This is a genomic window from Pseudoalteromonas simplex, from assembly GCF_015278155.1.
GTDB classification, from domain to species: Bacteria; Pseudomonadota; Gammaproteobacteria; order Enterobacterales; family Alteromonadaceae; genus Pseudoalteromonas; species Pseudoalteromonas simplex.
In genome coordinates, this window is record NZ_JADILN010000004.1 from 409,071 (window position 1) to 435,552 (window position 26,482).

At 41.4% G+C, this 26,482-nt stretch carries 23 protein-coding genes and 1 tRNA gene; 5 read left to right on the forward strand and 19 right to left on the reverse strand.

Annotated elements, in window-relative coordinates:
- Nucleotides 1–46 precede the first annotated feature (46 nt).
- Nucleotides 47–1,594, forward strand: a complete 1,548-nt coding sequence (locus tag IRQ78_RS11130; protein ID WP_194442189.1) for a S41 family peptidase — start codon at nucleotides 47–49, stop codon at nucleotides 1,592–1,594.
- Between the two features lie 9 nt (nucleotides 1,595–1,603).
- Complete coding sequence (locus IRQ78_RS11135) at nucleotides 1,604–1,978, forward strand: hypothetical protein (RefSeq protein WP_054552451.1); 375 nt, start codon at nucleotides 1,604–1,606, stop codon at nucleotides 1,976–1,978.
- A gap of 80 nt (nucleotides 1,979–2,058) precedes the next feature.
- On the opposite strand, the gene IRQ78_RS11140 is transcribed toward IRQ78_RS11135, so the two are convergent.
- The 6 genes from IRQ78_RS11140 to IRQ78_RS20750 all read right to left on the reverse strand — a co-directional run bounded on the left by IRQ78_RS11140 (nucleotide 2,059) and on the right by IRQ78_RS20750 (nucleotide 8,676).
- Nucleotides 2,059–5,079 carry a TonB-dependent receptor gene (locus tag IRQ78_RS11140; protein WP_194442190.1) on the reverse strand — a complete coding sequence of 1,007 codons (3,021 nt, stop codon included), beginning with the start codon at nucleotides 5,077–5,079 and terminating at the stop codon, nucleotides 2,059–2,061.
- A gap of 387 nt (nucleotides 5,080–5,466) precedes the next feature.
- Complete coding sequence (locus tag IRQ78_RS11145) at nucleotides 5,467–6,642, reverse strand: mandelate racemase/muconate lactonizing enzyme family protein (RefSeq protein ID WP_054552450.1); 1,176 nt, start codon at nucleotides 6,640–6,642, stop codon at nucleotides 5,467–5,469.
- Between the two features lie 9 nt (nucleotides 6,643–6,651).
- A complete protein-coding gene (locus IRQ78_RS11150) occupies nucleotides 6,652–7,419 on the reverse strand; it encodes a class II aldolase/adducin family protein (RefSeq protein WP_194442191.1) in 768 nt (255 codons plus the stop codon).
- A gap of 129 nt (nucleotides 7,420–7,548) precedes the next feature.
- Nucleotides 7,549–7,872, reverse strand: coding sequence for a c-type cytochrome (locus IRQ78_RS11155; protein ID WP_054552448.1), 324 nt, complete (start codon nucleotides 7,870–7,872; stop codon nucleotides 7,549–7,551).
- 103 nt (nucleotides 7,873–7,975) lie between these two features.
- Nucleotides 7,976–8,515: a DUF2058 domain-containing protein gene (locus IRQ78_RS11160; protein ID WP_194442192.1), complete on the reverse strand. Its 540-nt coding sequence runs from the start codon at nucleotides 8,513–8,515 to the stop codon at nucleotides 7,976–7,978.
- A gap of 38 nt (nucleotides 8,516–8,553) precedes the next feature.
- On the reverse strand, nucleotides 8,554–8,676 hold the full coding sequence (locus IRQ78_RS20750) for a hypothetical protein (protein WP_267237900.1): 123 nt from the start codon (nucleotides 8,674–8,676) through the stop codon (nucleotides 8,554–8,556).
- Nucleotides 8,677–8,747: 71 nt separating this feature from the next.
- On the opposite strand from IRQ78_RS20750, the gene IRQ78_RS11165 reads away from it, so the two are divergent.
- Complete coding sequence (locus IRQ78_RS11165; RefSeq protein WP_194442193.1) at nucleotides 8,748–9,884, forward strand: MFS transporter; 1,137 nt, start codon at nucleotides 8,748–8,750, stop codon at nucleotides 9,882–9,884.
- Here the strand turns inward: IRQ78_RS11165 and IRQ78_RS11170 are convergent.
- The gene (locus tag IRQ78_RS11170; protein ID WP_054563499.1) at nucleotides 9,851–10,351 is read right to left on the reverse strand and encodes a prolyl-tRNA synthetase associated domain-containing protein; all 501 of its coding nucleotides are present in this window, start codon (nucleotides 10,349–10,351) and stop codon (nucleotides 9,851–9,853) included. The genes IRQ78_RS11165 and IRQ78_RS11170 overlap by 34 nt on opposite strands.
- Nucleotides 10,352–10,738 carry a putative periplasmic lipoprotein gene (locus IRQ78_RS11175; protein WP_194442194.1) on the reverse strand — a complete coding sequence of 129 codons (387 nt, stop codon included), beginning with the start codon at nucleotides 10,736–10,738 and terminating at the stop codon, nucleotides 10,352–10,354. It abuts the gene before it with no gap.
- Nucleotides 10,739–10,903: 165 nt separating this feature from the next.
- Between IRQ78_RS11175 and IRQ78_RS11180 the strand changes: the two genes are divergently transcribed.
- Nucleotides 10,904–10,979 (forward strand) — tRNA-Ala (locus tag IRQ78_RS11180).
- Between the two features lie 158 nt (nucleotides 10,980–11,137).
- On the opposite strand, the gene IRQ78_RS11185 is transcribed toward IRQ78_RS11180, so the two are convergent.
- A complete protein-coding gene (locus tag IRQ78_RS11185) occupies nucleotides 11,138–12,385 on the reverse strand; it encodes a glutamate-5-semialdehyde dehydrogenase (RefSeq protein WP_055198957.1) in 1,248 nt (415 codons plus the stop codon).
- On the reverse strand, nucleotides 12,382–13,488 hold the full coding sequence (gene proB, locus IRQ78_RS11190) for a glutamate 5-kinase (RefSeq protein ID WP_138600167.1): 1,107 nt from the start codon (nucleotides 13,486–13,488) through the stop codon (nucleotides 12,382–12,384). The genes IRQ78_RS11185 and proB overlap by 4 nt, the downstream gene beginning before the upstream one ends.
- 918 nt (nucleotides 13,489–14,406) lie before the next feature.
- On the opposite strand from proB, the gene IRQ78_RS11195 reads away from it, so the two are divergent.
- Nucleotides 14,407–16,266, forward strand: a complete 1,860-nt coding sequence (locus tag IRQ78_RS11195; protein ID WP_138600166.1) for a cation:proton antiporter — start codon at nucleotides 14,407–14,409, stop codon at nucleotides 16,264–16,266.
- A gap of 51 nt (nucleotides 16,267–16,317) precedes the next feature.
- Here the strand turns inward: IRQ78_RS11195 and IRQ78_RS11200 are convergent, their stop codons facing one another.
- The 9 genes from IRQ78_RS11200 to IRQ78_RS11240 all read right to left on the reverse strand — a co-directional run bounded on the left by IRQ78_RS11200 (nucleotide 16,318) and on the right by IRQ78_RS11240 (nucleotide 26,478).
- The gene (locus IRQ78_RS11200) at nucleotides 16,318–16,926 is read right to left on the reverse strand and encodes a tetratricopeptide repeat protein (protein ID WP_054552440.1); all 609 of its coding nucleotides are present in this window, start codon (nucleotides 16,924–16,926) and stop codon (nucleotides 16,318–16,320) included.
- Between the two features lie 111 nt (nucleotides 16,927–17,037).
- Nucleotides 17,038–18,351, reverse strand: coding sequence for an adenylosuccinate synthase (locus tag IRQ78_RS11205; RefSeq protein ID WP_054552439.1), 1,314 nt, complete (start codon nucleotides 18,349–18,351; stop codon nucleotides 17,038–17,040).
- A gap of 225 nt (nucleotides 18,352–18,576) precedes the next feature.
- Complete coding sequence (hflC, locus tag IRQ78_RS11210) at nucleotides 18,577–19,455, reverse strand: protease modulator HflC (RefSeq protein WP_054552438.1); 879 nt, start codon at nucleotides 19,453–19,455, stop codon at nucleotides 18,577–18,579.
- A gap of 5 nt (nucleotides 19,456–19,460) precedes the next feature.
- The gene (gene hflK, locus IRQ78_RS11215) at nucleotides 19,461–20,627 is read right to left on the reverse strand and encodes an FtsH protease activity modulator HflK (protein WP_054552437.1); all 1,167 of its coding nucleotides are present in this window, start codon (nucleotides 20,625–20,627) and stop codon (nucleotides 19,461–19,463) included.
- Nucleotides 20,628–20,718: 91 nt separating this feature from the next.
- Nucleotides 20,719–22,008, reverse strand: coding sequence for a ribosome rescue GTPase HflX (gene hflX / locus IRQ78_RS11220; RefSeq protein ID WP_054552436.1), 1,290 nt, complete (start codon nucleotides 22,006–22,008; stop codon nucleotides 20,719–20,721).
- Nucleotides 22,009–22,025: 17 nt separating this feature from the next.
- Nucleotides 22,026–22,289 carry an RNA chaperone Hfq gene (gene hfq, locus IRQ78_RS11225; RefSeq protein WP_054552435.1) on the reverse strand — a complete coding sequence of 88 codons (264 nt, stop codon included), beginning with the start codon at nucleotides 22,287–22,289 and terminating at the stop codon, nucleotides 22,026–22,028.
- Between the two features lie 80 nt (nucleotides 22,290–22,369).
- Complete coding sequence (gene miaA / locus IRQ78_RS11230; RefSeq protein ID WP_187489504.1) at nucleotides 22,370–23,287, reverse strand: tRNA (adenosine(37)-N6)-dimethylallyltransferase MiaA; 918 nt, start codon at nucleotides 23,285–23,287, stop codon at nucleotides 22,370–22,372.
- A 15-nt stretch (nucleotides 23,288–23,302) separates the two neighbouring features.
- Nucleotides 23,303–25,147 (reverse strand): DNA mismatch repair endonuclease MutL, encoded by a 1,845-nt coding sequence (gene mutL / locus IRQ78_RS11235; RefSeq protein WP_194442195.1) that lies wholly within the window; start codon nucleotides 25,145–25,147, stop codon nucleotides 23,303–23,305.
- A gap of 23 nt (nucleotides 25,148–25,170) precedes the next feature.
- Nucleotides 25,171–26,478, reverse strand: a complete 1,308-nt coding sequence (locus tag IRQ78_RS11240; protein ID WP_228482617.1) for an N-acetylmuramoyl-L-alanine amidase — start codon at nucleotides 26,476–26,478, stop codon at nucleotides 25,171–25,173.
- Nucleotides 26,479–26,482 lie beyond the last annotated feature (4 nt).

Sequence of the window (26,482 nt, forward strand, 5' to 3'; positions counted from 1 at the left end):
AAACTAGCTATATTCAAATAAGTTAATTTATCTGGAACTCTGTTTTATGTTTAATGCTTTAAAAAAACCTATGGCAAGTAGTGCCTTTATTTGCTCACTGATTTTAGTTGGTTGCGGTGGTTCCGGCAGTTCAGATTCAGACGTAATTGCTAGTGAAGACATCACTTGGACTCAAGGTGTATTTGAGCCATCAAGCAAATTTGATCAACAATGCCAAGCACTCAATGAGAAGCATTGGTTACGAGCTTGGAGTCATGAAACTTATCTGTGGTATGACGAAATAGTTGATCGAGACCCTGCGCTAACTGAAGGGGTATTAAATTATTTCGCTTTATTAAAAACTGAAAACACTACAGATTCAGGTGCTAAAAAAGATAATTTCCACAGTAGTTTACCCACAGCTGAATGGCAAGCTCAAAGCCAATCAGGGCAATCTTTTGGTTATGGTTTCAAACTTAGATTGATAAGTGCGGGCGCCCCCCGCCAAGGCATTATTTCCTATACTGAGCCAAACTCTCCTGCATCAAACTTGAATCTTGGCCGAGGATTAGAAGTAATCGAAGTGGATGGTGTCGACTTTGTAAATGCAACGACCCAAGCAGAGGTTGATATATTGAATGCAGGCCTATTTCCATCTGAGTCCGGCAAAGTTACTTCATTTGTATTTCGAGATATAAATACCAGTGAAATTCGTGAAGTGAGCATGACTGCACAAACTATTACTGGCCAAGCAGTTAGTAACGTTAAAACATTTGCGGATGGTGAAGTGGGTTATTTCCAGTTTAATCGCCATAATGCAGTTGCAGAAAAACCTCTGTACGACGCATTTAACAGCTTAGCAGCAAGTAATGTTAAAGATTTAATTATTGATATGCGTTACAACCCAGGCGGATTCCTTCAAATGGCAAGTCAGGTTGCTTATATGGTGGCAGGCGAGAGTAATACCAGTGGCAAAATTTTTGAACAGACTATTTTTAATGATCAACACCCAACTTTTAACCCTATTACTGGGGAGCGCTTAGAGCCTGTTCAGTTTACTAATGAGTTTTTAGGTTTTGCAGACAATCCTGCGATTTCGCCTGGTACTTCGTTACCTTCTCTAAATTTAGAGCGAGTCTTCGTGCTTACAACAGACAGCACCTGCTCAGCAAGTGAAGCTGTGATCAATGGCCTTAGGGGCGCTAATATAGAAGTAATTCAAATAGGCGAAACAACTTGCGGTAAACCCTATGGTTTTTATCCAACTGATAATTGCGATACCACATACTTCAGTATTCAATTTACTGGCGTCAATAATAAAGGGTTTGGTGAGTATGCTGATGGTTTCTCACCACAAAACAGCAACGATAGTGAATTTCAACCTGTAAAAATCCCAGGCTGTGCAATTGCTGATGATTTCACTCACCAACTAGGCGATGAAAATGAAGCAATGCTCAGTGCAGCACTTAGCTATCGAGATAATGGACGCTGTCCAGTAGCTACTTCAACAGTCAGTGAGCAAGGCTTTGCACCTGCTACTTATAACGATACGCCGCAAGTACGTGATATACGAACTTCAACCTTGCTTCAACAAAGTAAAATATTGAAGCAATAGGAGCGAATCATGAGAGTTCAATTAGCTAGCTTATTAATGCTTTTGACCTTACTAGGCTGTAGTGCTCAAAGCCAAGAGCCTACACCTAAATTGCAACATGCACGGCTTACTGAGCCGCAAAGTGAACTAATAGCGCAAGGCATCGCAAGGTTGATGCACAGCAAGCCAATTGCTGTTGCTGATGATGCTTTTATGAATACCAGTGTGCTTGTCACTGACAGTATGAATGTAATGGATGGGCAAGGTAACCTTATAATGGGCAAGCAACTGTCAATGCCAGAGCGCTTTGAGCTACTTATTAAAAACCAAATATGCTTTGTGCGCCATTTAGATAGTAAAGCGACCGAGCCTCTTCCTTTGGTAAAATGCAAACCAGTTGATTAATTCAAAGCTAAAAAGTAGATATAAAAAAAGCCCTTGCGGGCTTTTTTAGTCGGGGGACAATCAAATTGATTGTTTTATGCTTAGAAGCGAGCTTCAAATCCTAAGCGTACATAGCGTGGTGCTTGCCATGTATACGCAGATCCATAATAAGAGTTAACTTCACCCTCATTTTGCTCATAATGCTCATTTGCAGATGTGATTTCTTGGCTATTAAGTACGTTGAATACGTTAATAGTCGCACGCATATCAATATCAGATACTGTGAAGTCATATGCAGCTGATAAATCTAAGTTAAATGTCCAAGGAGTACGACCTGCTGTACCACGAGTGTGCTGCTCATAGATTTTTTCGTCTTGTTGACATTCGCCATCACCATTCGTGTCTGGACACTCATTGGTATAGATGTAGAAAGTATCACCCCAGCCGCCATTTAGGTTTGGATCTTTTGATGGGTAACCTTGACCAAATAAGCTTTGTGGACGACCACTTTGAAGTGTTGCATTCCAACCAACTGTTAGGTTTTCAACTGGTTCCCAGCTACCAAAGAACTTGAACGTATGACGGCGATCGTTAGGCTGATAACCTTGTGAACCATCCATTACTGCAGGGAAATCGAAGTCTTGCGTAATACCCGCATCAGCTTGGCCAATGTCAGACTTAACAGCACCTTCGAAGTTACCAACACTACGCGCCCATGTATAGCCGAATTGGTAGCGGATAGTTTCTGCGCGGTAATCCAAACTAAATTCAACTGACGTATACTCATTGTTTGCTTTCGGTAAGCCGATTGTTTCAGCTGAGTAAGTTGTTAGTGAGCCAGCATCTGGAACACCGTCATTATCAAAGCTTGAGTCACCCCAATCAGAACCATTCCAGTAGTAACCATCGCTATACCAGCTTGATGTAGAACCTGGGTTGATCATGACGCAGTATGGGTATGCATAACGGCCACAGTAATCATCAAGTGCGGTTGCAACTTCACGATATGTACCTTTTACACCTACAGTGTATTCATCATTAAGCGCTTGTTGTACACCGATGATGTACTCATCTTTAGAGAACGGATCCGCTTCTTGAGCTTGGAAGATATCTTTTTCAGGAATAACTGGTACACCACTCACTTGTTGTGAGTTTGCTAAACCACCACTACCGATAGAATCAGCTAAAGGAGCAAGGCCTGTTGGTGCGCCAGTTGTTGGATCAACACCCGTATACGTGTAAGCGGTCGTGATATCACTTACACCCGATGCAGCACGGAAAATCGTATTATTTGCAACTGGTAAGTAGTAACGGCCGTAAGTACCATAAACTTTCGTATCACCCGTGCCTGTTGGATCCCATGTAAAACCTAAGCGCGGAGCAATGTCTGTTTTAAAGCTTGTTAACAACTTGCCTGTTGTACCCCAGCTATCGAACTCATCGATACGTAAGCCAACATTCACTGCAAAGTCATCAGTTACTTGCCAGTGATCTTCAAGATAGTAAGCAGTTAACTCTGATTCAAAGCTACCACCACCATCAAAGATACGATCTTCAACATAATCAAGGGCCGCACCGGTATTATTAGTTAATGCACCATTATCTGCTTGCCAACTACCATTATCTGCAAGTGTACGGTAATCATAGCTGTGGCCACCAATTGGTTGGCTGATTCGCTCTGATTTACGCTCTTGATAGTCGATACCAAAGCTAATTTCGTGTGCATCCCACACATACTCAACATCTAAGCGGTATTGAGTATTATCATCGTTATTGGCACCAAAGCTGCCACCAGCACCACACCCTGTGATAGGGTTTGAAGTACCACGTGAGTCAGTTACACTTGGACAAACTAGGTTTTCAGATTGAGTTTCATATTCAGTTTTGATATTACCAGCCATTGCAGTCACTACTAGGTCTTCTGTTAGAATACCTGTATAGCTTAGGCTTTGTGCTTTACCACCACGCTTTAGAAGTGCGCCATCGATACGATCACCAATCACACCATTATTATACTCATAAACAGAGCGCTCGATATCACGACGGTTGGAGTAAGCGAAATAGCTTAAACGATGGTTGTCTGTAATATCCCAATCAAGCTTACCACCCCAGAAAAGGTTATCACCGCCTGACGCTGATTCTTTACGATATTGATCGTTTGGTGAGAACTCGTCACCACCCCAAGTGTACGTAGACTCTGTATCACGAGGATTCACTAAGCCATAGAAGAATAAAGTATCTTCAATTAACGGACCACCCACTGCCAAAGTGATATCCGCGCTACTATCAGAAGCTACACTTTCGTCTCGGAAAATTTGTCCCGCACCTTGGTTGCCACGTGAAATCGAACCATCATCTTGTAGTGAATCGGGAGCATATTGCACAACTGCAGAAAATTCCCACTCATTGGTACCACTTTTAGTTGTAGTGTTAATTGTACCACCCGTCGCTCGACCGAACTTAGCTGAGTAACCACCTGTTTTTACTTGGAATTGGTCGTAAAATTCAAATGGAACTTCACCACAGCCTAAACCTTGACGTGTATTCGTTACTTCAAGACCATTGATATAACAAGCATTTTCTGCAACAGATGAACCACCAAATGACGCAGTGTTACCAAATGCACTATCACCTTTAACTGCACCAGGCGCTAATAATGCAACCGAAGTAAGATCACGGCTGATAGGCATGCGATCGATTTCAGCATCGGTAATAACTAAGCCTGAGTCAGCTGTAGATAAATCGATAGATGAAATACGTGCACCAACAACTTGAATAACCTCTGGACCTGAGTTTGCAACGCTTGCTAAATCAAAGTTTGCCTTTGAATTAGCACCTAAAGAAACACGCACCTTGTCTTCAGCAACAACATTACCGTCTTTTAGAATCTGAATGTCATAGTTACCAGAAGGTAGTGATGCAAAGCGGAACGTTCCATTTTCTGAAATATTTAAAGTACGTTCTAAACCTGTTGCTGGGTTTTTAACTTTTACCGTGTATGAAGAGGTATTTGTTACATTCTGAACAGAACCAATAACGTCTGATGCTGATGCTGGAAGGGCTAAACCTAGTGATGCAGTTACTGCAATCGCTGTAATGCTTTTCCGAAACATTGATTTCATTTTTGTATCCCTGTTTAAATTATAATTATTCATGCCTTTAAAAAGGCACAATTACATTATTAAAGTGAAACAAGAATGTAAATTAAAAAACATAAATATATTACAAAAAAGCCATATTCATTAGATAAAACGGCAATATGTAATTTAATGTAACCAAATAAATTCAAATATATAATTTAAAAAACATAAACAATAAAAGCGTAATTTATATTTAAAAAACAAAATTTTTAACATATACCCCAATAAAACTTAAACTCAGTACACCTATTATTTAATAAAAAAGCCCAATAAAAAAATATTAACAATTACATATTTTCACAAAAAAAGCCCTTCAGGGCTTTTAAATTCTTAAATACTAAATTTTAAGTTTATTATTGTGTATTAATGTCACTTAATCTCAACACGTTGAGATCGCATAACTACTTCATCATTTAATTCAATACCTATACCTGGCTCTTCTGATACTTGGAAGAAACCATTTTTAGGTTGTGGATCTTGTATACACAATTCACGGTTCCATTTCTTAATCGCGTAGGTGTGATGTTCGTGAATTAAGAAGTTAGGAATCGCAGTTTCTAAGTGTAACGAAGCTGCAGTTGCTACTGGGCCGCCACACACGTGAGCTTGAATACGCACATCAAAGATATCAGCATAATCACACACTTTCTTAGTTTCAGTGAAACCACCACACAAGCCTAAGTCTGGCTGTAGCACATCAATACTTTGATCTTCTAAGTATGGACGCACTCCCCAGCGGTTATACAAACGTTCACCACCTGCAATTGGCACCGCTACTTTGTCAGCAACTTTTGCGTGTAATGAATGATTTAAGTAATTCACAGGCTCTTCGTAATACATACAATCAAACTCTTCAGCAATTTCACCAATCTGAATTGCTGATGTTGCGCCTGGTAAACTGTGACACTCAAAAATAATGTCAACTTCGTCACCGACTGCTTCACGAATAGCCTGCATACGCGCACGATATAATTTCATTTCTGCACGAGAAATAATGTTAGTGCGATCGTAATAAGTATTGCCGTTTTTATCGTACTGGATTGGGTCAACTTTTACCGCGTCATACCCTTCAGCCATCGCCTTAAGCGCTGCTTCTGCGTATTCCTCTGGGTGAACAAGCGCTTTAAATTCGCTGTCCCAGTCAAACTGTAATTGTGATGCATAAGTACGTAGCTTATCGTTAACTTTACCACCTAATAGTTGGTAAACAGGCAAGCCTAATGCTTTACCTTTAATATCCCAAAGTGCAGTATCAATGGCGCTCATTGCTGCATACACAACAGGACCACCACCTAAACCCCAAAAGCTTTCGCGTAGCATTCGTGACCACAGTTTTTCTGTTTGAAATGGGTCATGACCAATTAAAAAGGCATCAGCCATTTCTTTGATCATTGCCGCAGCTGCACTATGACCTAAATCATAAGCCAGACCCGCTTCACCCACACCGCTAATACCTTCATCGGTGTGAATACGCACAAAAACAGGTGTCCAAGCAGGTCTGTCTGGACAATGAATATCGAACACTTCGACGCGATTAACTTTCATGGTTACTCCTTACTGAGCAAAACTAGGATCAAGACGATAAGCTTTACGCAACATTGCCGGCCAAGCCAACTGGCCACCGGTGCTGCCGCTATGCACGACATTCGCTTGATTATAAATATTATCGATAATAGGTTGTGGTACCGGGATTGCCGTTTGACCACTGGCTTGAATAGCCAATTGAATTTCACAGGCGCGCTGCAAATCATAAAAGCGCATAAAGGCATCCCCCACCGTTGGGCCAACAGTTAAGCCACCGTGATTAACCAATAACATGTGATTAGTGGTGCCTAAATCATCTTGTAGACGCTTTTTCTCATCACTGTTTACCGCTAACCCTTCGTAGCCATGATAAGACAATGATGGCAATGAGAACATTGAGTATTGGCTAAGTGGCAATAGGCCTTTTTCTTGCGTTGCAACGGCAATGGTTTCTTTTGTGTGTAAATGAATAACACAGTGAGCGTCATCACGAACTTCATGAATAGCGCTATGAATAGTGAAACCAGCCGGATTAATTTTAAATGGCGTGTCATCAATAATATTGCCAGCTAAATCCACCTTCACAAGGTTTGATGCCGTCACTTCATCAAAACTAAGACCAAATGCATTAACTAAATAGTGATCTGTGCCCGGTAAACGTGCCGATAGGTGGGTATAAATTAAATCCCCCCATCTAAAGTGCTCAACTAAACGGTAACATGCTGCTAAATCAACACGAAGCTGCCATTCTTGTTCAGATACTTTATTTTTTAAGTCGAGTTTTGGTAAGTCAAACATGGAAAACCTTGTATATGTGACACTGCACAAATAGATGTATAGAAGTCTAAATTACTATTAATAGATGATCAATAGGTGATACAAAAAGGCCACATCAATTGATGTGGCCTTTTCACGCTAAAATGGTGTTTATTTTACTTGTGATAAGTAATCAGCAATTGCAGCCATTTCTTCTTCAGATACGTTTGCAACCATTGCTTTCATCGCAGCAGCCATACCGTTGCTACGCGCACCTGACTTAATGTCTTTCATTTGTGCTAGTAAGTACTCTTTATTTTGACCATTTAATTTAGGGTACTGAGGCATGATAGGCGCTTTACCTTCTGCACCGTGGCAAGTTTGGCAAAGCTTAGCTGTGTATAGTGTTGCACCATCCGCAGCCATAGTGTTGAAAGATAGGCTTGCAGCCATTGCAATGCCAGCCCCACATAAAATTTTCGTGATCTTGCTCATATCTATTTTCTCTTTTTTGACGGGTTATTAAACATTTTCTTTAGTGTAGACCATGATTTAACAATATTGCACCCGAAAATTGTAACGGCAATAGAAACAGTCACTACCAAATTAAATCATCAGGTACTTCAAAATCAGCATACGGATCATCTTCATCCTTTTGCTTATCTTCAGGCTCAACATGGAACACTATGTAGTCTTCGCTGACTTCAGCGATTTTTCGTGCTGGTTCGTCTTCCAGTACAAAAAATTGGCCTTCTAAAACACAAATAGCTAAGCGGCCACCAGCTAGGGCCTTTTGTGTTTTTTCGTTTACTTCGAGCTCTTTCACTTTATTTTGATAAGTGAAGTTAAACGTACGATCACCACGGATCTCATCTTGGTTGTGATGCTCTAAAATCTGTTTAACGCGCGCTACTTGCTCACGTTGTTTTTGCTCTTCTAAACGCGCTTTATTAAGCTCGTCGGCTTTTTTCTGCTGCTCAAGCTTAGTTTGTTCAATATGTTTTTGCAGATCGCTAGGATTACTCGTGGCGCCTTTCTTTTTCTTCTTTTGCTGTTTGCGCTTTTCTGTTTTGGCTACTTTAGCTTTATGTGCCGTAGTAAGACCAGCCTTAAGTAATTGATCTTGTAATGAACCCATGACGAAATTCCAATTTATTAATGCGTATTAGGGTTATTTTAATCAGCTCTGCCAACAAATAACAGTACTGAGCCCACTTGATTCACAGCAATCGAGTATATTGATGTGAGATTAACACGCGATGAAATCATGACATATTGATTTAACGCAAGATTTATCATTTTAGTCGCCTTTGAACTTGTAAAAAAACCTGTACCCGATAAGCTAGGGCTTTTCCTCTTGGGAGCTAAAAATGCAGCTGCGACATTTGTTACTTTGCTCTGTGTTTATTTTCTTTGTTTTATACGCCCCACAACCCTTACTTGGATTATTTGCCAGTCATTTTTCTGTATCGCCAGCCACTGCTGGTAGCTTAATGACCGCAACTATGTTGCCACTAGCCATTGCTCCTTTAGTGTATGGCTTGTTTTTAGCTAAGCGAAACCCACTCACAATTTTAAAGATTGCCATGTTTGTGTTAGCAATCAGCTGTATCGCTTTTACTTTAGCACCAAGCTTTGAGCTGCTATTGCTGGTTCGTTTTATACAAGGGATCACTCTCCCTGCGGCGCTCACCGCTATGACCAGTTATATTGGTGTGACTTTTCAGGCCGACCAATTACAACGTAACATGACGCTTTACATTGGCAGTACCATTGTAGGTGGCTACTTCGGACGTATGCTCGCCGCCTTGTTTACTGACTTTTTAAGCTGGCAAAGTTTTTATTATGTGATTGCGCTTGGGTTAGTACTATTTGCACTCGCCATTCCTAAATCAGGTAAAGGCGCGAGTATTCATGCTGCAAAGTCGCCGCTGTTGTATCTAAAGCAATTAAAAGATCCGTTGGTATTAAAGCTCTACGGAGCGGTGTTTTGTATGTTCTTTTGTTTTGCGGCACTGTTAAATTATTTACCTTTCATTCTGCAAGACAGTTTTGCTATCACTAACACCCGAGACATCGGACTGGTTTACAGCGGCTACTTGTTAGGCGCGCTGGCTTCCATAGCCACACCTTGGCTGTTACGAAAGTCATCAACACCTTGGCGTTTATTAACCTGGGTTTTTGTATTCTATAGCATGACGATGGTACTATTGATGAGCCAACAGTTATTACTTTTTGTTATTGCTTTTACTGGCTTTTGCGGTGCAATGTTTGTTATCCACTCAAGTGCCGCTCCACTGGTAAATAAAATCAGCAGCGCACCTGCAAGTGTCACCAATGGCGGTTATGTCTCGTTTTATTATAGCGGTGGCGCATTAGGTTCATTATTGCCAGGGCTGGTATATCAGCAACACGGCCAAGTTGCCTTTATGACCGTGCTACTTTTAGTCTGCTTAGTGGGTTTAAGCTTAGTTTATTTGGCTGGTAGAAATACGATACGTGGTTGATGCCCGGTACTTTCAAAAAATAGCTCTAAGTCATCTTTTTTCATCAGCCAAGTGGCAGTATTTTCAAAAGGGTGACAATGAAAAAGCTCGTTAAACCAAATTTCTTGGTCTAGCCAAAGAGTGACATTATTTTGCTTATCGTTTAACAGTGCCAACATAGAAACACAGCCCGGTGGCACTTTAAGATATCGCGCTAATCGCTCATCAGATGCAAACCCTAAACGCGATAACCCCTGCTGCTGAGCAATGGCTTTTAAGTCGAGTTGTTTGTCGTGAGCGGTGATCACTAAAAAGTGGCGCTTACCTTCGTTATCTCGTAAAAACAGGTTTTTTAAACGTGTGCCCGGTCTATCGAGCATAAACTTATCGGCATCTAAGCTGCCGTGTAATGGTGGATGCTCAATCACATCATAATTAATATCTAATTGAGCTAGCGTAGCAGCTAACTTGCTTTTATCTGCATACATTTACAAACAACGTCCTCGTAATTGCACACTTAAATCACGCCATAATACTTCGTCAATAACGTGTCTATCGTCGCAGTATTGTCGTTCTTTAAGCTCTTCATTTAATAATTCAACCGCTTGGTCTTCGAGCATAAGTTTTAAGTTGCTCGACTCTTCAAATACTTCTTGCTCGGCAAAATCTTTAAACTGCCTGCGTGTCATTGGCTTATCAAGATTAATCGGGCGTCTGCCCTGTGCTTTAACTGACACCACATAGGCAAAGATTTTATTGCCTTGCTCATCATTTTTTTCGTAAAACTGCTTATTATTGATTTCAAAAGGAGGCGCTTCTTGTTGGCTTGCGCAACCGGCAAGTAAAACAACCAAAAGCCATGCTATTTTTTTCATTATTGGATAAGCCTTGAACAGTGAATGCGCTTTAGTCTACCAAAAATAAAACAACAGAGTAAAAAATCGAACATTTTAAAAAAAATACTTGACCACAAATGCAAAAATATTTAAAGTTCACCCCGCTTGAGACGCAAGACTTAAGCATCCTGTATTTAGGAATGTGGGGCTATAGCTCAGCTGGGAGAGCGCCTGCCTTGCACGCAGGAGGTCAGCAGTTCGATCCTGCTTAGCTCCACCACTTTCCTACCTCTCTTTAGGCAATCTGCCAAATACTTAATAAAAACCAATAAATTCTAAATTAAAGCGACTTTATTAGTCTTTCTGCCGTCTTCGTTTTATTTTAAACACAAAAAAACCGAGCAAAGCCCGGCTTTTTAAGCAATTACTTTTTAGTGATTATTCACGAATCTGGCCTTCGCCATTAACTAAGTATTTTTCAGTTGTAAGTGACTCTAGACCCATTGGGCCATAAGCATGTAGCTTAGTTGTCGCAATACCAATCTCAGCACCTAAACCTAACTGTGAACCATCAGAAAAACGCGATGACGCATTAACCATTACCACAGATGCATCCACACTGCGTTGGAATAACTCAGCTGCAGCTTGGTCTTTAGTACAAATCACTTCAGTGTGGTTTGAACCAAATTTAGCAATATGATCAATGGCACCAGCAAAGTCAGGTACAACCTTGATTGCGATTTCTAAATCTAAGTACTCTTCACCAAACTCGTCGTCAGCAAGTACTGTTGCATTATCAAAGTACTCGGCAGCTTTCGCATCTGCATTTACTTTTACGCCTTCTTGACGAAGAACAACTGCACACAGGTTTAAAAACTCATCAGCAATATCTTGGTGAACCACTAAGCCTTCTAGAGCATTACACACACCAGTACGTTGAGTTTTACCATTTAATAGTAAGTTGATTGCTACATTCAAATCAGCGTCTTTATCAACATAAAGGTGACATACACCTTTAAAATGCTGAATCACTGGAATGGTACTGTTTTCTGTTACAAAATTAATTAAACCTTCACCACCACGCGGAATGATTAAATCAATTGTGTCACGCTGTTGCATCAGCTCCATGAGTAGACCACGGTCTGGATCTGGGATCACTGAAATCAACGCAGCAGGTAAACCATGCTTTTCAAGTACTTTGTGCATTACACTTGCGATTGCTTGCGAACTACGAAGTGCTTCTTTACCACCACGTAAAATAACACCATTACCCGATTTAAAGCATAACGCACCGGCATCAGCCGTCACATTTGGACGTGCTTCATAAATCATACACACAACACCAAGTGGTACGCGCATCTTGCTGATCTTAATACCGTTTGGACGCTCTGAAATTTCACGTAATTGGCCTACAGGATCATCAAGGCTAACAATTACTTCAATGCCTTCAGCCATTGCTTCAATACGCTCATCGTTTAGCGTTAAACGGTCAATCATAGACGCAGCAAGGTTATTATCACGTGCTGCCGCTAAATCGCTTTCGTTCTCTTTGATGATAAACGCTTTGCTTTCGCGTAACGCCTCTGCCATCTCAGTTAACACTTGATTCTTAGTAGCAGTATCAAGTAAAGCTAACTGGGTTGCAGCTTTTGCAGCTTGACTCGAAATATCCGTAATTAAACTCATGACTTCTCCAATAATGCGATATCTTTCTCTGAAACAACTGGGCCGATTGAATCTTGCATTTTTTCGCTAAATTCACTTTGCTCGTTGTCAGCAATAAAATTCAATAAACAGCTACTGTAGTTCGCTGTTGCTTTTGCTAGACGCGTACCATCATCACTACGAACTAAAATGGTATCGCCTACGCCAAATTCTCCGTGTACTGCAACGATTTCATCGCTACGAATACAACCGTCTTCATCTTTTAATGATTCATCGAATGAACCTTCAACGACAACCTCACCCTGCTCGTTAGCTGTGTGAGTCATCCAATGCACTGCTTCTTGCATCGGTTTCTCATATGGTTTGAAGATAGTACCTGGGTTGTCACCCGCAAGCAGTCGGTTAAATGTCTCTTCTTTAAAACCATTTAAAATAAAGGTTGTAATACCATGTGAAGTGGCTTTTTCAGCCGCTTCGATTTTCGTTTTCATACCACCTGTACCAACGGCACTGGTTGCACAACCGGCCATGGCGTAAATCGATTCATCGATGCTATCAATTTCTGGTAATAGCACTGCATCTTCATGTAAATTCGGATTTTTGTCATAAAGACCATCAACATCCGAAAAAATCATCAATGCATCTGCGTCCGCCGCTGCGGCTACCATTGCCGACAAGTTATCATTGTCGCCAACTTTTAAATCATCAGTTGTTACCGTGTCATTCTCATTAATGATAGGTAATACACCATGCTCCAGTAAGGTGAAAACTGTTTCACGAATACTGGTATAACGCTCACGGTCACGTAAGTCACCATGAGTTAATAAAATCTGTGCCGATGGGAAATCAAAGAAACGATCCCACATCGCCATCATTTCTGTCTGACCGGCAGCAGCCATTGCTTTTTTCATCGTCACTGAACGCTTTTCTTGTTCAGGGAATAAATGCGAACCAGCAGCTACCGAACCCGATGATACTAAAATAACTTCGATACCTTGCGCTCGACAGCGAACGATGAACTGTGCAATGGTCAGTAAATAACGTGAGCGACACCCGTCTTGTTCGGGTGCGATTAATGCGCTACCTACTTTTAGTACTATACGTCGCCAATTTAACTTTTGCATAACTGTTCAACTTTCCATTTTACTATCTGTTCAGTGCCAATTTGCCACTGATTAAAAGACTCGCGTTTAGCTTTACTAAACGCACTGACTATTACCACTTTGCCAAACAACTTATCTATGCACACGACTACGCCACGCAAGTACTGCGATTAGATATAGCACAACTTTTATTCAGTCAGTAGACCAAACGGTTATAAACCATAAGTTGATAAAAAGAGATAAGTGTTGTTTATGTATCGCTGTAAAAAGCTGTGTGAGGCTTTTATTAATAACAACATACATAGAGCCTATACAATCTGGTACACCAACAGATAGGGTGTAGATTGTATGACCGAGATTTAGCTGCCACGATGGGAACTAAACATTGACCAGATAATGAACTTATATTCTATTCAACACGTAATAAATACACACTGAACACGGGAAAGCTCATTTCTATTTAATTAGAAAACAAAGTGAATAAAACACTAAAATTGTTACAAGCAATTGATTATTTAGAGGTAAAGCTCTAGAAAACTGTAGCAACACCGATAAACATTTAGATATCAAATTGTTTGAACACGAAATATAATACGGGAAATCAGGGGTAAAGATCAAGGGCGAAAAGTAATCACAGCTTTTATACTTGCCATAAATAGGAAAAATAAATACTTTTTAACAATAAGTTAGATCACCATATGTTAGCCCTAATGATTTTTTCTCTGCAAACCTGACTTTTGTTTTAGATATAACCCCAAAAAGTAGTAATAACGACTAAAATCGTATTTGAAGCATCAAGTTTGCTTGTGTCTATAGTGATGAGTAAGCTTTAATAAGCAGGCAATTTTATTTCAAAGGTCTAATTGAGGATTGCATTACATCATAAATAATGTGATTCGACCTTTTTTGAACAGTAGTAACAAAAGGATAATTTATTCTATGTCAGCAATTTATATAGCAGGGATCGCATTGTGCTCAGTATTAGCACAGTGGGTCGCATGGGCGTTTCGCGTACCCGCTATTTTATTTTTACTACTAACAGGTTTAGTTTTAGGGCCATTTAGTGGCGTACTAGAACCTGACGCTCTACTGGGTGATTTACTCTTCCCTGTAGTTTCTTTAAGTGTGGCGGTGATCTTATTTGAGGGTTCACTAACCTTACACTTCAGAGAGTTAAAAGGGATTGGTAAGGTAGTTCGTAACCTCTGCTCTATTGGAATGCTCACGACTTGCTTAGTAATCAGCTTCAGCGCTTATTGGATTTTAGAGCTGAACTGGCGAGTTGCTGCAGTACTTGGGGCGGTGCTTGTTGTAACTGGACCTACAGTTATTGCGCCGCTGTTAAACTCTATGAGACCTACTCAAGATATTGACCGCATCTTGCGTTGGGAAGGTATTGTTATAGACCCTATAGGTGCATTATTCGCAGTACTAGTATTTGAAGCTGTCATGCTTGTAGGTCAAGGCGAAGTACTGAGTCATACCATTATCGCGCTCTTTAAAACCCTGGGAGTTGGTTTAACCATTGGTGTCGTTGCCGGTTGGCTTACCACATTGCTGATACGCCGAGAATGGCTACCATTTGAGTTACACAAGTTTGGCATTTTAGCCTTAGTACTGATTAGCTTTACGGTTTCGAACCACCTAAGCCATGAATCTGGCCTCCTCGCTGTTACCGTGTTTGGTATTTGGCTTGCTAACCAAGATGATCTCGAAATTGACTCTGTGCTTGAATTTAAAGAAGACCTTTCGATGATCTTAATTTCATCACTGTTCATCTTACTTGCAGCCCGACTACAGCTATCAGATTTAATGATGTTACATAGCGATGTGTTTATTTTCTTAGCCATCGTGCTTTTTGTGGCTCGCCCAGCCTGTATTGCAATATCGACCTTTAAAACTGATTTACCACTTAAGTCTCGTTTAGTTCTGTCGTGGATTGCACCACGGGGTATCGTTGCCGCTGCGGTGGGCTCTGTATTTGCTCTAAGTATGGTCGAAGCTGGCATTGCCGATGCTGAAAAAATAGTGCCACTTATATTTACTGTAATTATTATTACTGTAGTACTGCAAAGCCTTACAGCAACACCGTTGGCAAAGTTATTAAAAGTACGCCAGCCTGCGCCAAATACTATTTTAATTATTGGCGCAAACCATGTAGCCCGTGCTATTGCTTGCGGCTTAAAAGATCAAAATATTCCGGTGCACTTATCTGATCCTGCATGGGAAAACTGTAAAATGGCACGCATGGATGGCTTACCTTGTTACTATGGTAATCCGCAGTCAGAGCATGCGGAGCGTTATTTACCATTAACAACAATTCGTAGCGTACTCGCGCTTTCACCTAACCGCCATCACAATGCATTAGGCGTACAATACTTCTCGCATTTGTTCGACGAAAAGAATGTATTTTCTCTGCGCTCTTCGACTAACCATGCAAAAGCGAATAAAGACAGTGCGACCTTCTTGTCACGACAAATTCTGTTTGGCGACAATGGCGCTTATGCCCGTTTAAGCAGCTTAATTGCCAAAGGCGGCAAAGTTAGTGCGACGCGTATTTCTGAAGAGTTTAGTTGGGATCAATATAAAGAAGTTAATAGCGAAGCAATCCCATTATTTATTTTAAATGGTGAAAAAAGCGATGATGACGATACGCCTATTAAAATTCGCCCGTTCACTACAAATATGGAAAAACCTCCACAAGTAGGTGAACGTATTGTGGCACTTCAACCGCCTAAACTATCGGTGCTAAAAGACCCGAACAACGGCAAACCGAAAGAAAATAAAGAAGAGAAATAACAGTAAGGCCAGCATTAGCTGGCCTTTTTATTTGCATGTATTTTTATTTGCCTACATAGGTAAACGGGCGCGTGCAACGACGCTGTCTGGCATTTTTTCGGCAAGCTTAGCGAGTAAATTTTCGACTTTCTTGTGAGTTGCTTTATCGGCAACCATTGAATGAAATAACCAACGGTAGGCGTCTTCATAATCTCGTGGGCTGCCATAACCTTGATTAAATAGATTAACCAAACGCATTTGTGCCTTTAGGTTACCTTGAGCTGATGCTTCTCGTAAATAGGTCACCGCCATTGCTTTATCTTGCTGCACTAACTGACCTACATCATAGTAGCGACCTAGTTGCTCTAATGCCGCACCAAGCCCTTGCTGGGCAGCTTGACGCATATAATAAACCCCTAACTCTACATTACGGTCTACACACACTGCATAAGCTAGCATATCGCCATACAGGAACTGATATGATGGCAGTGCCATTTTATTGGCTCGCGCTTCGATATCTTGCACTAACTGGCAATCATCTGCCTTTACGCGTGCTAGGTGTGTATTTTTATTGATCAAGCCTATTAACTCGCTCTCTGTGTAAAGAGGCACAGCTGTGATAGGCTCTTCAGCCATACTCAGGCTTGAGAAGAGTAATGTTAAAGGCAAAAAAACACGCATCAAAATCACTTAAATAAAGTCAGTCTTAGCAAATAATATACAAATATTATACCAAGTGAATTTTAGGCACAAAAAAAGCTGCCGAAGCAGCTTTTTCAGTCACTATGACGATTATGCAAATGGGCTGCGTAATACCATAGTTTCTACACGGTCTGGGCCAGTAGAGATGATATCAACTGGAACACCAGTGATTTCTTCAATACGTTTGATGTAATCAAGTGCCGCTTGCGGTAATTGATCAACTGACGTAGCACCTACTGTGTTTTCTGACCAGCCTGGCATCTCTTCGTATACTGGTGTTACTTTCTCGTAACCTTCAGCTGCTAATGGTGTAACGTTCGTTACTGTGCCATCTTCTAACTGGTAACCAGTACAGATTTTTAATGTTTCTAAACCGTCTAAAACGTCTAGTTTAGTTAAACAGAAACCTGAGATGCTGTTGATTTGCACTGCACGGCGCATTGCCACTGCGTCTAACCAACCTGTACGGCGTAAACGACCTGTCGTCGCACCGAACTCATGACCTTTATCACCTAAGTGCTTACCAACTGGATCTTGCTTATCAAGACCGTCGTAAAGCTCTGTAGGGAATGGACCAGAACCTACACGTGTAGTGTAAGCTTTGATAATACCTAACACGTAATCAAGGTGTAATGGACCAAAACCAGCACCAGTCGCTACACCACCAGCTGTTGTGTTTGATGATGTTACGTACGGGTAAGTACCGTGGTCGATATCAAGTAATGTACCTTGCGCACCTTCAAATAAGATGTTGTCGCCAGCTAAACGCGTTTGGTCAAGAAGCTCAGTAACATCAACAACCATTGCTTTTAAGATATCTGCGATAGCCATTGCATCGTCAAATGTCTTTTGGAAGTCAACTGGTTCAGCTTTGTAGTAATGCTCTAAAGTGAAGTTATGGTATTCCAATACTTCTTTAAGCTTGCTAGCAAACTGTTCAGGATTGAATAAGTCACCTACACGTAAACCACGACGTGCTACTTTATCTTCATAAGCTGGACCGATACCACGACCTGTAGTGCCAATTGGCTTATCGCCACGTGCTTTTTCACGGGCTAAATCTAATGCAATGTGGAAAGGTAAAATTAATGGACATGCTTCGCTGATTAATAAGCGCTCACGTACTGGTACGCCACGCTCTTCTAGCATGCCAATTTCTTTCATTAATGCTTCTGGTGATAAAACAACACCATTACCGATCACACACTTAACATTGTCACGTAATACACCCGATGGAATAAGGTGTAAAACCGTCTTTTCACCGTTGATTACCAGAGTATGGCCTGCGTTATGACCACCTTGATAACGAACTACTAAAGATGCTTTGTCTGTAAGGAGGTCAACTACCTTACCCTTACCTTCGTCACCCCATTGGGTGCCTAGTACAACAACGTTTTTACCCATTGCAAATTCACTTAGAAAAAATTAGGACGAGATTTTATCAGAAAACGAGGTGAAAGATCACCCCGTTTAGCTTATTTTTTCTGCGCCTGAATTTTTATCTTCTCAATTACTTAAACAACTACATGCAGAACAGAGGTTTATAAAATTGTTAAGAATAAAAATTAATCACTTACAGAGACAAAAAAGCCCCACAAATTGCGGGGCTTTTGATCATACGAGTATTACTTACTGTACTTTTGTACCTTTCATATAATTAAAGAAGTCGCTATCAGGTGAAATTACCATCACGTCTTGTTTATCTTTAAAGGTATTTTTGTATGCTTCTAGGCTGCGCATAAAACCAAAGAATTCAGCGTCTTTGTTATATGCATTAGCATAGATAGCAGCAGCATCAGCATCACCTTGACCACGTACTGTACGAGCATTACGTTCAGCATCTGCAAGCATTACGGTTACACGGCGGTCTACTTCTGCGCGAATTGTCTCAGCTTTTTCTTGACCTTCTGAACGGTGCTCTTTAGCTACTGCAGTACGCTCAGCACGCATACGCTGGAAGATTGAGCTACTCACTTCTTGTGGTAAGTTAATTTGCTTAACACGTACGTCAAGTACTTCAATACCTAGCTCTTGCGCACTTTCAGACGCTTGAACTAACGCTTCTTCCATCAATTCACTACGCTCGCCAGAGACAATCTCTTTGATTGTACGAGAACCGAAATTAGTACGAAGTCCATTGTTCACCTTTTGCTTAAGCAGTGTTTCAGCATATTGCTTATCACCACGGGCACGTAGGTAAAATGCACTAAAGTCATTAATGCGCCACTTCACATAAGAATCAACGATTAAGTCTTTTTTCTCACTAGTAACAAAGCGGTCAGCTTCACCATCTAGCGTTTGAATTCGTGCATCTAAGCGACGTACTTGGCTAAAGAAAGGTACTTTTAAGTGTAAACCTGGGCCATATACTACAGCGTTATCGTCACTGTCTTTTTCAACTTTGCTGAATAATAAGACAATTGCTTTTTCGCCTTCTTGTACAACAAAAATCGCAGAAAAAGACAGCACAACTGCAAGGGCAAGTATTACTAAACTAAAATTTTTCATCTTACTTATCTCCCCTCATTAAAACGGTCAGTTGCGAAACGATCATTACTTGAATTAACCGTGCTGTTACGTGATGGATTTAACTTATTGCGAAGATCTTGAATATCACTTGAGCTTGGTAGCGCAACACGCGTTGCTGTACCTTGCTTTTCCATGATTTTATCAAGCGGTAGATACATCATATTATTACCGCCCTCTACATCAACTAACACTTTAGAGCTGTTACCTAGCACTTCTTCCATCGCATCGATATATAAGCGCTTACGGGTTACTTCTTTCGCAGCTTGGTACTCAGGTAACAGTTTTTCAAAACGTGCTACTTCACCTTGCGCTTCTAAAGTAATACGCTCACGGTACGCTTCTGCTTCTTGTGTCATACGCGTAACTTGACCACGGGCACGAGGCTCAATTTCACGAGCGTAAGCTTCAGCTTCACGGATAAAGCGTTCTTCATCTTCTTGTGCAGCAATAGCATCATCAAACGCGTCTTTTACTTCACCCGGCGGACGTGAATCTTTAAAGTTCACATCGCTTACGATAATACCCAAGTTGTAAGGCTCAATGATTTTGTTTAGTTCATCCCACGTTTGTTGGCGCACTAACTCACGACCAGTTGTTAGCACTTGGTCCATTTTTACATGACCAATCACATAACGAAGAGCACTATCAAGCGCTTGTTTCAAGCTGCCATCTGCGTCGGTTACGCTAAACTTGTATAGGTGTGGATCGATAACACGGTATTGTACTTCAAACTCTACATTTACCACGTTCTCGTCTTCTGTCAGCATGAAACCTTTTGCAGATAACGAGCGAACCGCTTCAATATCTACAGGGATCACGCGTTCAATGAAGGTCATTTTCCAACGTAAGCCAGGTTCTGCAATGCGATTGTATTGTCCAAATTGTAAAACAATACCGCGCTCGGCTTCTTTTACCGTGTAAATACCACTTAATGCCCATACAATGACGGCAATAATAAGGATGAAAGAAATGCCTGCGCCACCAAGTCCGCCGCCGTTTTTACCTGGCTTATTACCACCAAATAAACCGCCAAACTTGTTGCCGAATTTACGCATTACCTCGTCTAAATCAGGTGGGCCTTGATCTTTTCCGCCTTTATTATTCCACGGATCTTTATCATTGCCATTATTACCCGGTTCATTCCAGGCCATAGCTATACTCCATTGTTATCTAAATGAATTAGGTTAAATCTATCAAATCTACAGCATTTCTCATACTAAAAAAGACAAATGCTGGCGATTTTTAATCAGTCACTACAAAAGAGTCGAGGTCTTGTCCCATCTCTTTTTTCAAGCGATTCCATTCTGCCATTGGCAAGCGTACCGATAACAACCAGTTTCCTTGCTCATCAAAACGTTCTTGATGAACTGCGTTTAAGTTGAATAATGCTGCACGAATACGACCATGTTGTGGTGGTAATTTTAGCTCATCAGCAAACATCTTCTTGGCAAGTAACTCATTAATTGCCTCACTTAGCAGTTCACAGCCAACGCCAGTGCGCGCCGACAACCAGACTCGTACCGGTTGACCTTCGTCGTTTCTATCTATACGTGGCGCAACGTCATCTAGCGCATCAATTTTGTTATAAACCAATAATTGCGGCACTTCATCTGCTTCGATTTCTTTTAAAACAGACTGTACTTGCTCAATATTTTCTTTTCGACGAGGGTCTGCCACATCGATAACATGCAACTGTAAATCAGCTTCACGGGTTTCTGTTAAGGTCGCTTTAAATGCTGCAACAAGGTCATGAGGTAAGTGACGAATGAAACCTACCGTATCCGCTAAAATAATTGGACCTATATCGCCGATATCTAACTTACGTAAGGTTGGATCTAGGGTTGCGAATAGCTGATCAGCAGCATACACATCTGAGTCAGTAATACGGTTAAATAACGTTGATTTACCCGCATTGGTATAACCTACTAGTGACACAGTTGGAATTTCATTTCGCGTACGCGCACGTCGCCCCTGCTCACGTTGAACAGCAACTTTATCTAAACGGGCACGAATATTTTTAATTCTTGCGCGCAGTAATCGTCTATCGGTTTCGAGCTGGGTTTCACCCGGACCACGTAACCCTATCCCGCCTTTTTGTCTTTCAAGGTGGGTCCAACCACGGATCAAGCGAGTAGAAATATGGCGTAACTGAGCTAACTCAACCTGAAGTTTACCTTCGTGAGTTCGCGCTCGCTGCGCAAAAATATCTAAGATCAAACTCGTACGATCAAGAACGCGGCACTGGCAAACGCGCTCTAAATTGCGTTCCTGTGACGGGCTAAGTTGATGGTTGAAAATAATGACATCTGCATTGTGGATTTTGACAGTTTCAGCGATTTCTTCTGCTTTTCCGGTCCCGACGAAAAGTTTCGGATGCGGTGCTTGACGACTGCCTTGCACAATCGCCAAACTACTAACACCAGCAGAAGATACCAACAACTCTAATTCATGAAGATCTTCGCGATCTCCCTCTTTAGGTAAGTCGATATGAACTAAAACTGCCTGTTCGCCGGCTTCATAACGGTCAAACAAGCATTACGCTCCTAAGTTTAAAAATTTCCAGATTCTTGCTCTTCTGAATCATCACTTCCTTGAACGCCTTGGAAGTTAACAGAACGCGCTGGAACAACAGTTGAAATAGCGTGTTTATACACCATTTGATTTACGGTGTTTTCAAGTAAAATAACAAATTGGTCAAATGACTGGATTTTACCCTGCAATTTAATGCCATTAACCAAAAAGATTGATACTGGAATGCGCTCACGACGTAACGCATTTAAAAATGGGTCTTGTAACGACTGGCCTTTTGCCATGTTATTTTCCTTCGTTCTAGGTGTTATTATAATTAAGTAGCTGAACTAATTTAACAAAGCTAAAAAACTTTCAGCTACTACTAGCTTAGCGAACTTACTACACGTTGCAAGTTTTCTTCATCACCCGTAGTCAACCAAATTACTTCAGGCCAACCTCTTAACCAAGTCAGTTGTCGCTTGGCTAACTGCCGTGTGGCTGCAATACCACGAAAGACCATTTCATCATAGTCAATTTCGCCAGCAATGTAATCCCACATTTGTCTATAACCCACACAACGAATCGAAGGTAGGTCTGGGTGTAAATCCTTACGTTTATATAGGGATGAAACTTCATTTTCAAACCCCTGATCGAGCATTATTTTAAACCTTTTCTCAATTCGCTGATGTAATTCACTGCGATCATCAGGTGCAATGGCAAATTGATAGAAAGTATAAGGAAGCTCAGGCTGCTTTTGTTTTTGCAGCTCAGTCATTGTTTTACCTGTTATACGATACACTTCTAATGCACGATTAATTCTTTGCGAATCATTTTCGCTCATTTTTTTCGCTGCATCAGGATCGATTTTCACAAGTTCTTTATGCAAATGTGGCCAACCAAACTGTGCTGCTTCTTTTTCGAGTTCAGCACGTACTTCAGGTGATGCCTCTGGTAGCGGTGATAAGCCATCAATAAGCGACTTAAAATACATCATTGTACCGCCAACCAATACAGGTACTTTACCTTGCTGATGAAATAGATCAATCTTTTCAATTGCATCACGGCGAAAATCTGCCACTGAATAACTTTCTGCTGGGTCGATAATATCAATTAAGTGATGCGGCGCACGAGCAAGCTCTTCGGCATTTGGCTTTGCCGTGCCGATGTCCATATCTTTATAGACTAATGCTGAATCAACACTGATTATTTCTGTGTTTAAATGCTCACACAGCGAAATTGCTAAATCTGTTTTCCCTGCAGCGGTTGGTCCCATTAAAAAAATGACGGGTAAGTTATTCAAGCCTAAATACCTTGCTTAGTTTAAAAACTGAGATAGTTCTATTTTAACTGCTTTTTGACGTAAACGTTGCATAGTTTGTGGATTATTTTCTAACCGAGCTACTTGCTCCATAAAGGCTTGGCTTGCGTAATAACGTGTTGGTATTTGTTGAGCTAACCAAGCTAACCATTCATCGAGTGAACTTGGTGAGGCTTTACAGCCAGCAATAAGCCGCTCAATAGCATCACTTACATCAAGTAAATACACACAAGGCGGAAGCTTTTTAACCATCACAAACTGCTTTTCTATTACTAAATCAAAACCAAGTAAGGTAAACCACGACTGCTGAGCATTTAACGCACTAATATCATCAGCACTTGCATTTACTCGCACAGGTAACAATAAGGCTTTGCCGTCAAGGCTACCTGCTTGCTCTACGTGCGCTTGCCAGTCGAGTGCTAAAGCATGCTTAAAGTGCGCAGCAAAGAGTTGGTTGTCTTCACTAAATACGCATTCGCCCTCGCGTACGTGGATGAATTTGGCAAGCTTAGCTTGCTCAACAACCGGTACTGTAACGCTTGGCTCTGGGCGTACTTGGTCAAAATGCGCAGCATGTTGCTCACTGATCCCTTGATAAAAGGCATTGACATCTTGATGCGATGTTTTACTGCGGCCTTGGCTGTCGCTACTAAAGCCACCACCAGAGCGCCCTGTTCCTGTTGTCCCAGAGTAACTACCTGAACGAGTTGGCTGCAATTCAGATTTAGGGTAATCATATTGCTCTGTTGGCGCTGATTGAGTAAAACTTGGCTGCATGCTGCTTGAGTGCGCCTCATCAAACGAAGCATGCTGAAAAGCAGTGTCATTATACTCTGTAAAACCAGCTTCATGCTGAAGCGGTACCACCACTTGTTTTATTGCCTGTAGAATAAAGTCATGCACTAAACGGCCTTGATGAAAACGCACTTCATGTTTCGCTGGGTGCACATTTACATCGACCTGACGTGGGTCAATATCAATATAAATGACAAAACCTGGCAGCTCTTCAGAGCCAGCGACTTCTTCAAAGGCTTGGCGGATTGCATGCAAAATGAGTTTATCGCGCATCATGCGATTATTCACATAGGTATATTGCGTGCTATTCGTTGAGCCCACGGGCAATACCCAACCTCGCAACATCAAACCTGCTTCACCTGACTGAATATGCAGCCCCTGTTCACTAAATGCTTTACCCGCCACTTGTGCAACACGGCTTATCGCTTGCTCAGGGTTTGGTTTAGCACGGTATTGACGCACGACCTTGCCATTATGAGTCAGGGTGATAGAGACATCAAAACGACTCAGCGCAATACGCTTTATGAGCTCATCAATATGTGAAAACTCGGTTTTCTCGGTGCGAAGAAATTTACGGCGCGCAGGGGTATTAAAGAATAAGTCTTTCACCTCAATGGTGGTACCATCAGGGTGTGCTGTTGGCTTAATCTGCACCGCCATATCGCGACCTTCAGCAAACGCTTGCCATGCCGCTTCTTGCTGCTTTGGCTTTGAGCTTAAGGTTAAGCGAGAAACAGAACTAATTGATGCTAACGCTTCACCACGAAAACCCAGTGAGCAAATGTTCTCAAGATCATCGAGTGACTTAAGCTTACTCGTAGCATGGCGCGACAAGGCTAATGTTAGCTCATCTTTATTAATGCCAGAGCCATTATCGCGGATACGAATTAGCTTATGCCCACCACGCTCAATATCTATTTGAATGCGCGTTGCGCCAGCATCTAAACTGTTTTCTACCAGCTCTTTAACAACGGATGCGGGGCGTTCAACCACTTCACCCGCTGCAATTTGGTTAGCCAATCGCGCGGGTAGTATTTCTATACTCATAGTGTTCCTAACACGAAAATTGACTAGCTTTGAGGAATATCAAGCTCTTGACCAATAAATAAGGTATTCGATTTTAAGTTGTTGGCCGTTTTTAGCTTACTCACCGAGGTGTTGTATCTGCTTGCTAAAATACTTAACGATTCACCAGGGCGAACTTTGTGTTTAGTCGGAAACTGCGACTTTAACTTAGCAAATAGTGAATCATCTGGTGGATTCTTCATGTAGTAATTTTTAATCGAGGTGAAAATTGCTTTAGCTAAGCGCTCCTGATGCTGCGCCGTTTTTAGCATTCGCTCTTCACGCGGATTCGAAATAAACCCTGTTTCGACCAAAATAGACGGAATATCGGGTGATTTCAATACCGCAAGGCTCGCCGCTTGCGGGCGTTTTTTATGCATTTTAGCCACTTTTCGTAATTCGCTAACCACTTCTTCTGCGACACTAAAACCTGTTTTCATCGAGTGATCCATCGACATATCTAGCAGTGCTTGTGCTAAATATTTTTCGCTTGCAGTATCTTTTAATACCCCAGCTGCTCCACCTAAAAGCTCTGAGTGTTTTTCTTTATCCTCAATCCATTTACCAATTTCTGAATTTGCACGGCGCAGTGATAGCACCCACACTGAGGCACCGTTTGGCTGCGGGCTAGTAAAGGCATCCGCATGAATCGACACAAAGAAATCAGCTTTTTTCTTACGAGCTATGCTGGTACGGGTGTTTAGATTTACAAAGTAATCACTGCGGCGCACCATACGCGAAATCATGCCTTTTTCAGCATCTATCATTCGCTCTAAGCGCTTCGCTATTTGTAGCGTAATATCTTTTTCATAAGTGCCTGATGGACCAATTGAACCGGGGTCTTCACCACCATGACCTGCATCAATGGCAATAACAATATCGCGCTCTTGATTAAGTTCGCGTTTTTTCACACTGGTATTGGTCGAAACAACGGGCTCAGCCTTCGGTGTTTTATCAACAAGGTCAACCACTAAACGATGCTTGTAGGGATCGGTTGGTAGTAAAGCAAATACAACAGGTTTACTGGCACGGGCTAGCTCAAAGACAAAACGTACACTTTTGCTGTCTTTTGGTTTTGAGTAACGCAGTTTGGAAACAATCTGATGCTTTTTAGGAATAGCAGGCAAGCTATCTAGTTTGTCGGTATTTTTTAAGTCAATGACTAAACGAGCTGGATTTTTCAGCATGAAATAGCTGAAATCAGGTTTATCGTTTAAATCAAAGACCACACGAGTGCTGTCAGGTGAGGGCCACACTCGTACGCTATTAATGGTATTTTGTGCAAGCGCAATCTGGCTAACAACCAATAACATCAAA

Excerpts from the sequence above, each read along its gene's own strand:
- IRQ78_RS11130 (WP_194442189.1), top strand. The coding sequence starts at position 47 with ATGTTTAATGCTTTAAAAAAACCTATGGCAAGTAGTGCCTTTATTTGC.
- IRQ78_RS11135 (WP_054552451.1), top strand. The coding sequence starts at position 1,604 with ATGAGAGTTCAATTAGCTAGCTTATTAATGCTTTTGACCTTACTAGGC.
- IRQ78_RS11140 (WP_194442190.1), bottom strand. The coding sequence starts at position 5,079 with ATGAAATCAATGTTTCGGAAAAGCATTACAGCGATTGCAGTAACTGCA.
- IRQ78_RS11145 (WP_054552450.1), bottom strand. The coding sequence starts at position 6,642 with ATGAAAGTTAATCGCGTCGAAGTGTTCGATATTCATTGTCCAGACAGA.
- IRQ78_RS11150 (WP_194442191.1), bottom strand. The coding sequence starts at position 7,419 with ATGTTTGACTTACCAAAACTCGACTTAAAAAATAAAGTATCTGAACAA.
- IRQ78_RS11155 (WP_054552448.1), bottom strand. The coding sequence starts at position 7,872 with ATGAGCAAGATCACGAAAATTTTATGTGGGGCTGGCATTGCAATGGCT.
- IRQ78_RS11160 (WP_194442192.1), bottom strand. The coding sequence starts at position 8,515 with ATGGGTTCATTACAAGATCAATTACTTAAGGCTGGTCTTACTACGGCA.
- IRQ78_RS20750 (WP_267237900.1), bottom strand. The coding sequence starts at position 8,676 with ATGATAAATCTTGCGTTAAATCAATATGTCATGATTTCATCGCGTGTT.
- IRQ78_RS11165 (WP_194442193.1), top strand. The coding sequence starts at position 8,748 with ATGCAGCTGCGACATTTGTTACTTTGCTCTGTGTTTATTTTCTTTGTT.
- IRQ78_RS11170 (WP_054563499.1), bottom strand. The coding sequence starts at position 10,351 with ATGTATGCAGATAAAAGCAAGTTAGCTGCTACGCTAGCTCAATTAGAT.
- IRQ78_RS11175 (WP_194442194.1), bottom strand. The coding sequence starts at position 10,738 with ATGAAAAAAATAGCATGGCTTTTGGTTGTTTTACTTGCCGGTTGCGCA.
- IRQ78_RS11185 (WP_055198957.1), bottom strand. The coding sequence starts at position 12,385 with ATGAGTTTAATTACGGATATTTCGAGTCAAGCTGCAAAAGCTGCAACC.
- proB (WP_138600167.1), bottom strand. The coding sequence starts at position 13,488 with ATGCAAAAGTTAAATTGGCGACGTATAGTACTAAAAGTAGGTAGCGCA.
- IRQ78_RS11195 (WP_138600166.1), top strand. The coding sequence starts at position 14,407 with ATGTCAGCAATTTATATAGCAGGGATCGCATTGTGCTCAGTATTAGCA.
- IRQ78_RS11200 (WP_054552440.1), bottom strand. The coding sequence starts at position 16,926 with ATGCGTGTTTTTTTGCCTTTAACATTACTCTTCTCAAGCCTGAGTATG.
- IRQ78_RS11205 (WP_054552439.1), bottom strand. The coding sequence starts at position 18,351 with ATGGGTAAAAACGTTGTTGTACTAGGCACCCAATGGGGTGACGAAGGT.
- hflC (WP_054552438.1), bottom strand. The coding sequence starts at position 19,455 with ATGAAAAATTTTAGTTTAGTAATACTTGCCCTTGCAGTTGTGCTGTCT.
- hflK (WP_054552437.1), bottom strand. The coding sequence starts at position 20,627 with ATGGCCTGGAATGAACCGGGTAATAATGGCAATGATAAAGATCCGTGG.
- hfq (WP_054552435.1), bottom strand. The coding sequence starts at position 22,289 with ATGGCAAAAGGCCAGTCGTTACAAGACCCATTTTTAAATGCGTTACGT.
- mutL (WP_194442195.1), bottom strand. The coding sequence starts at position 25,147 with ATGAGTATAGAAATACTACCCGCGCGATTGGCTAACCAAATTGCAGCG.
- IRQ78_RS11240 (WP_228482617.1), bottom strand. The coding sequence starts at position 26,478 with ATGTTATTGGTTGTTAGCCAGATTGCGCTTGCACAAAATACCATTAAT.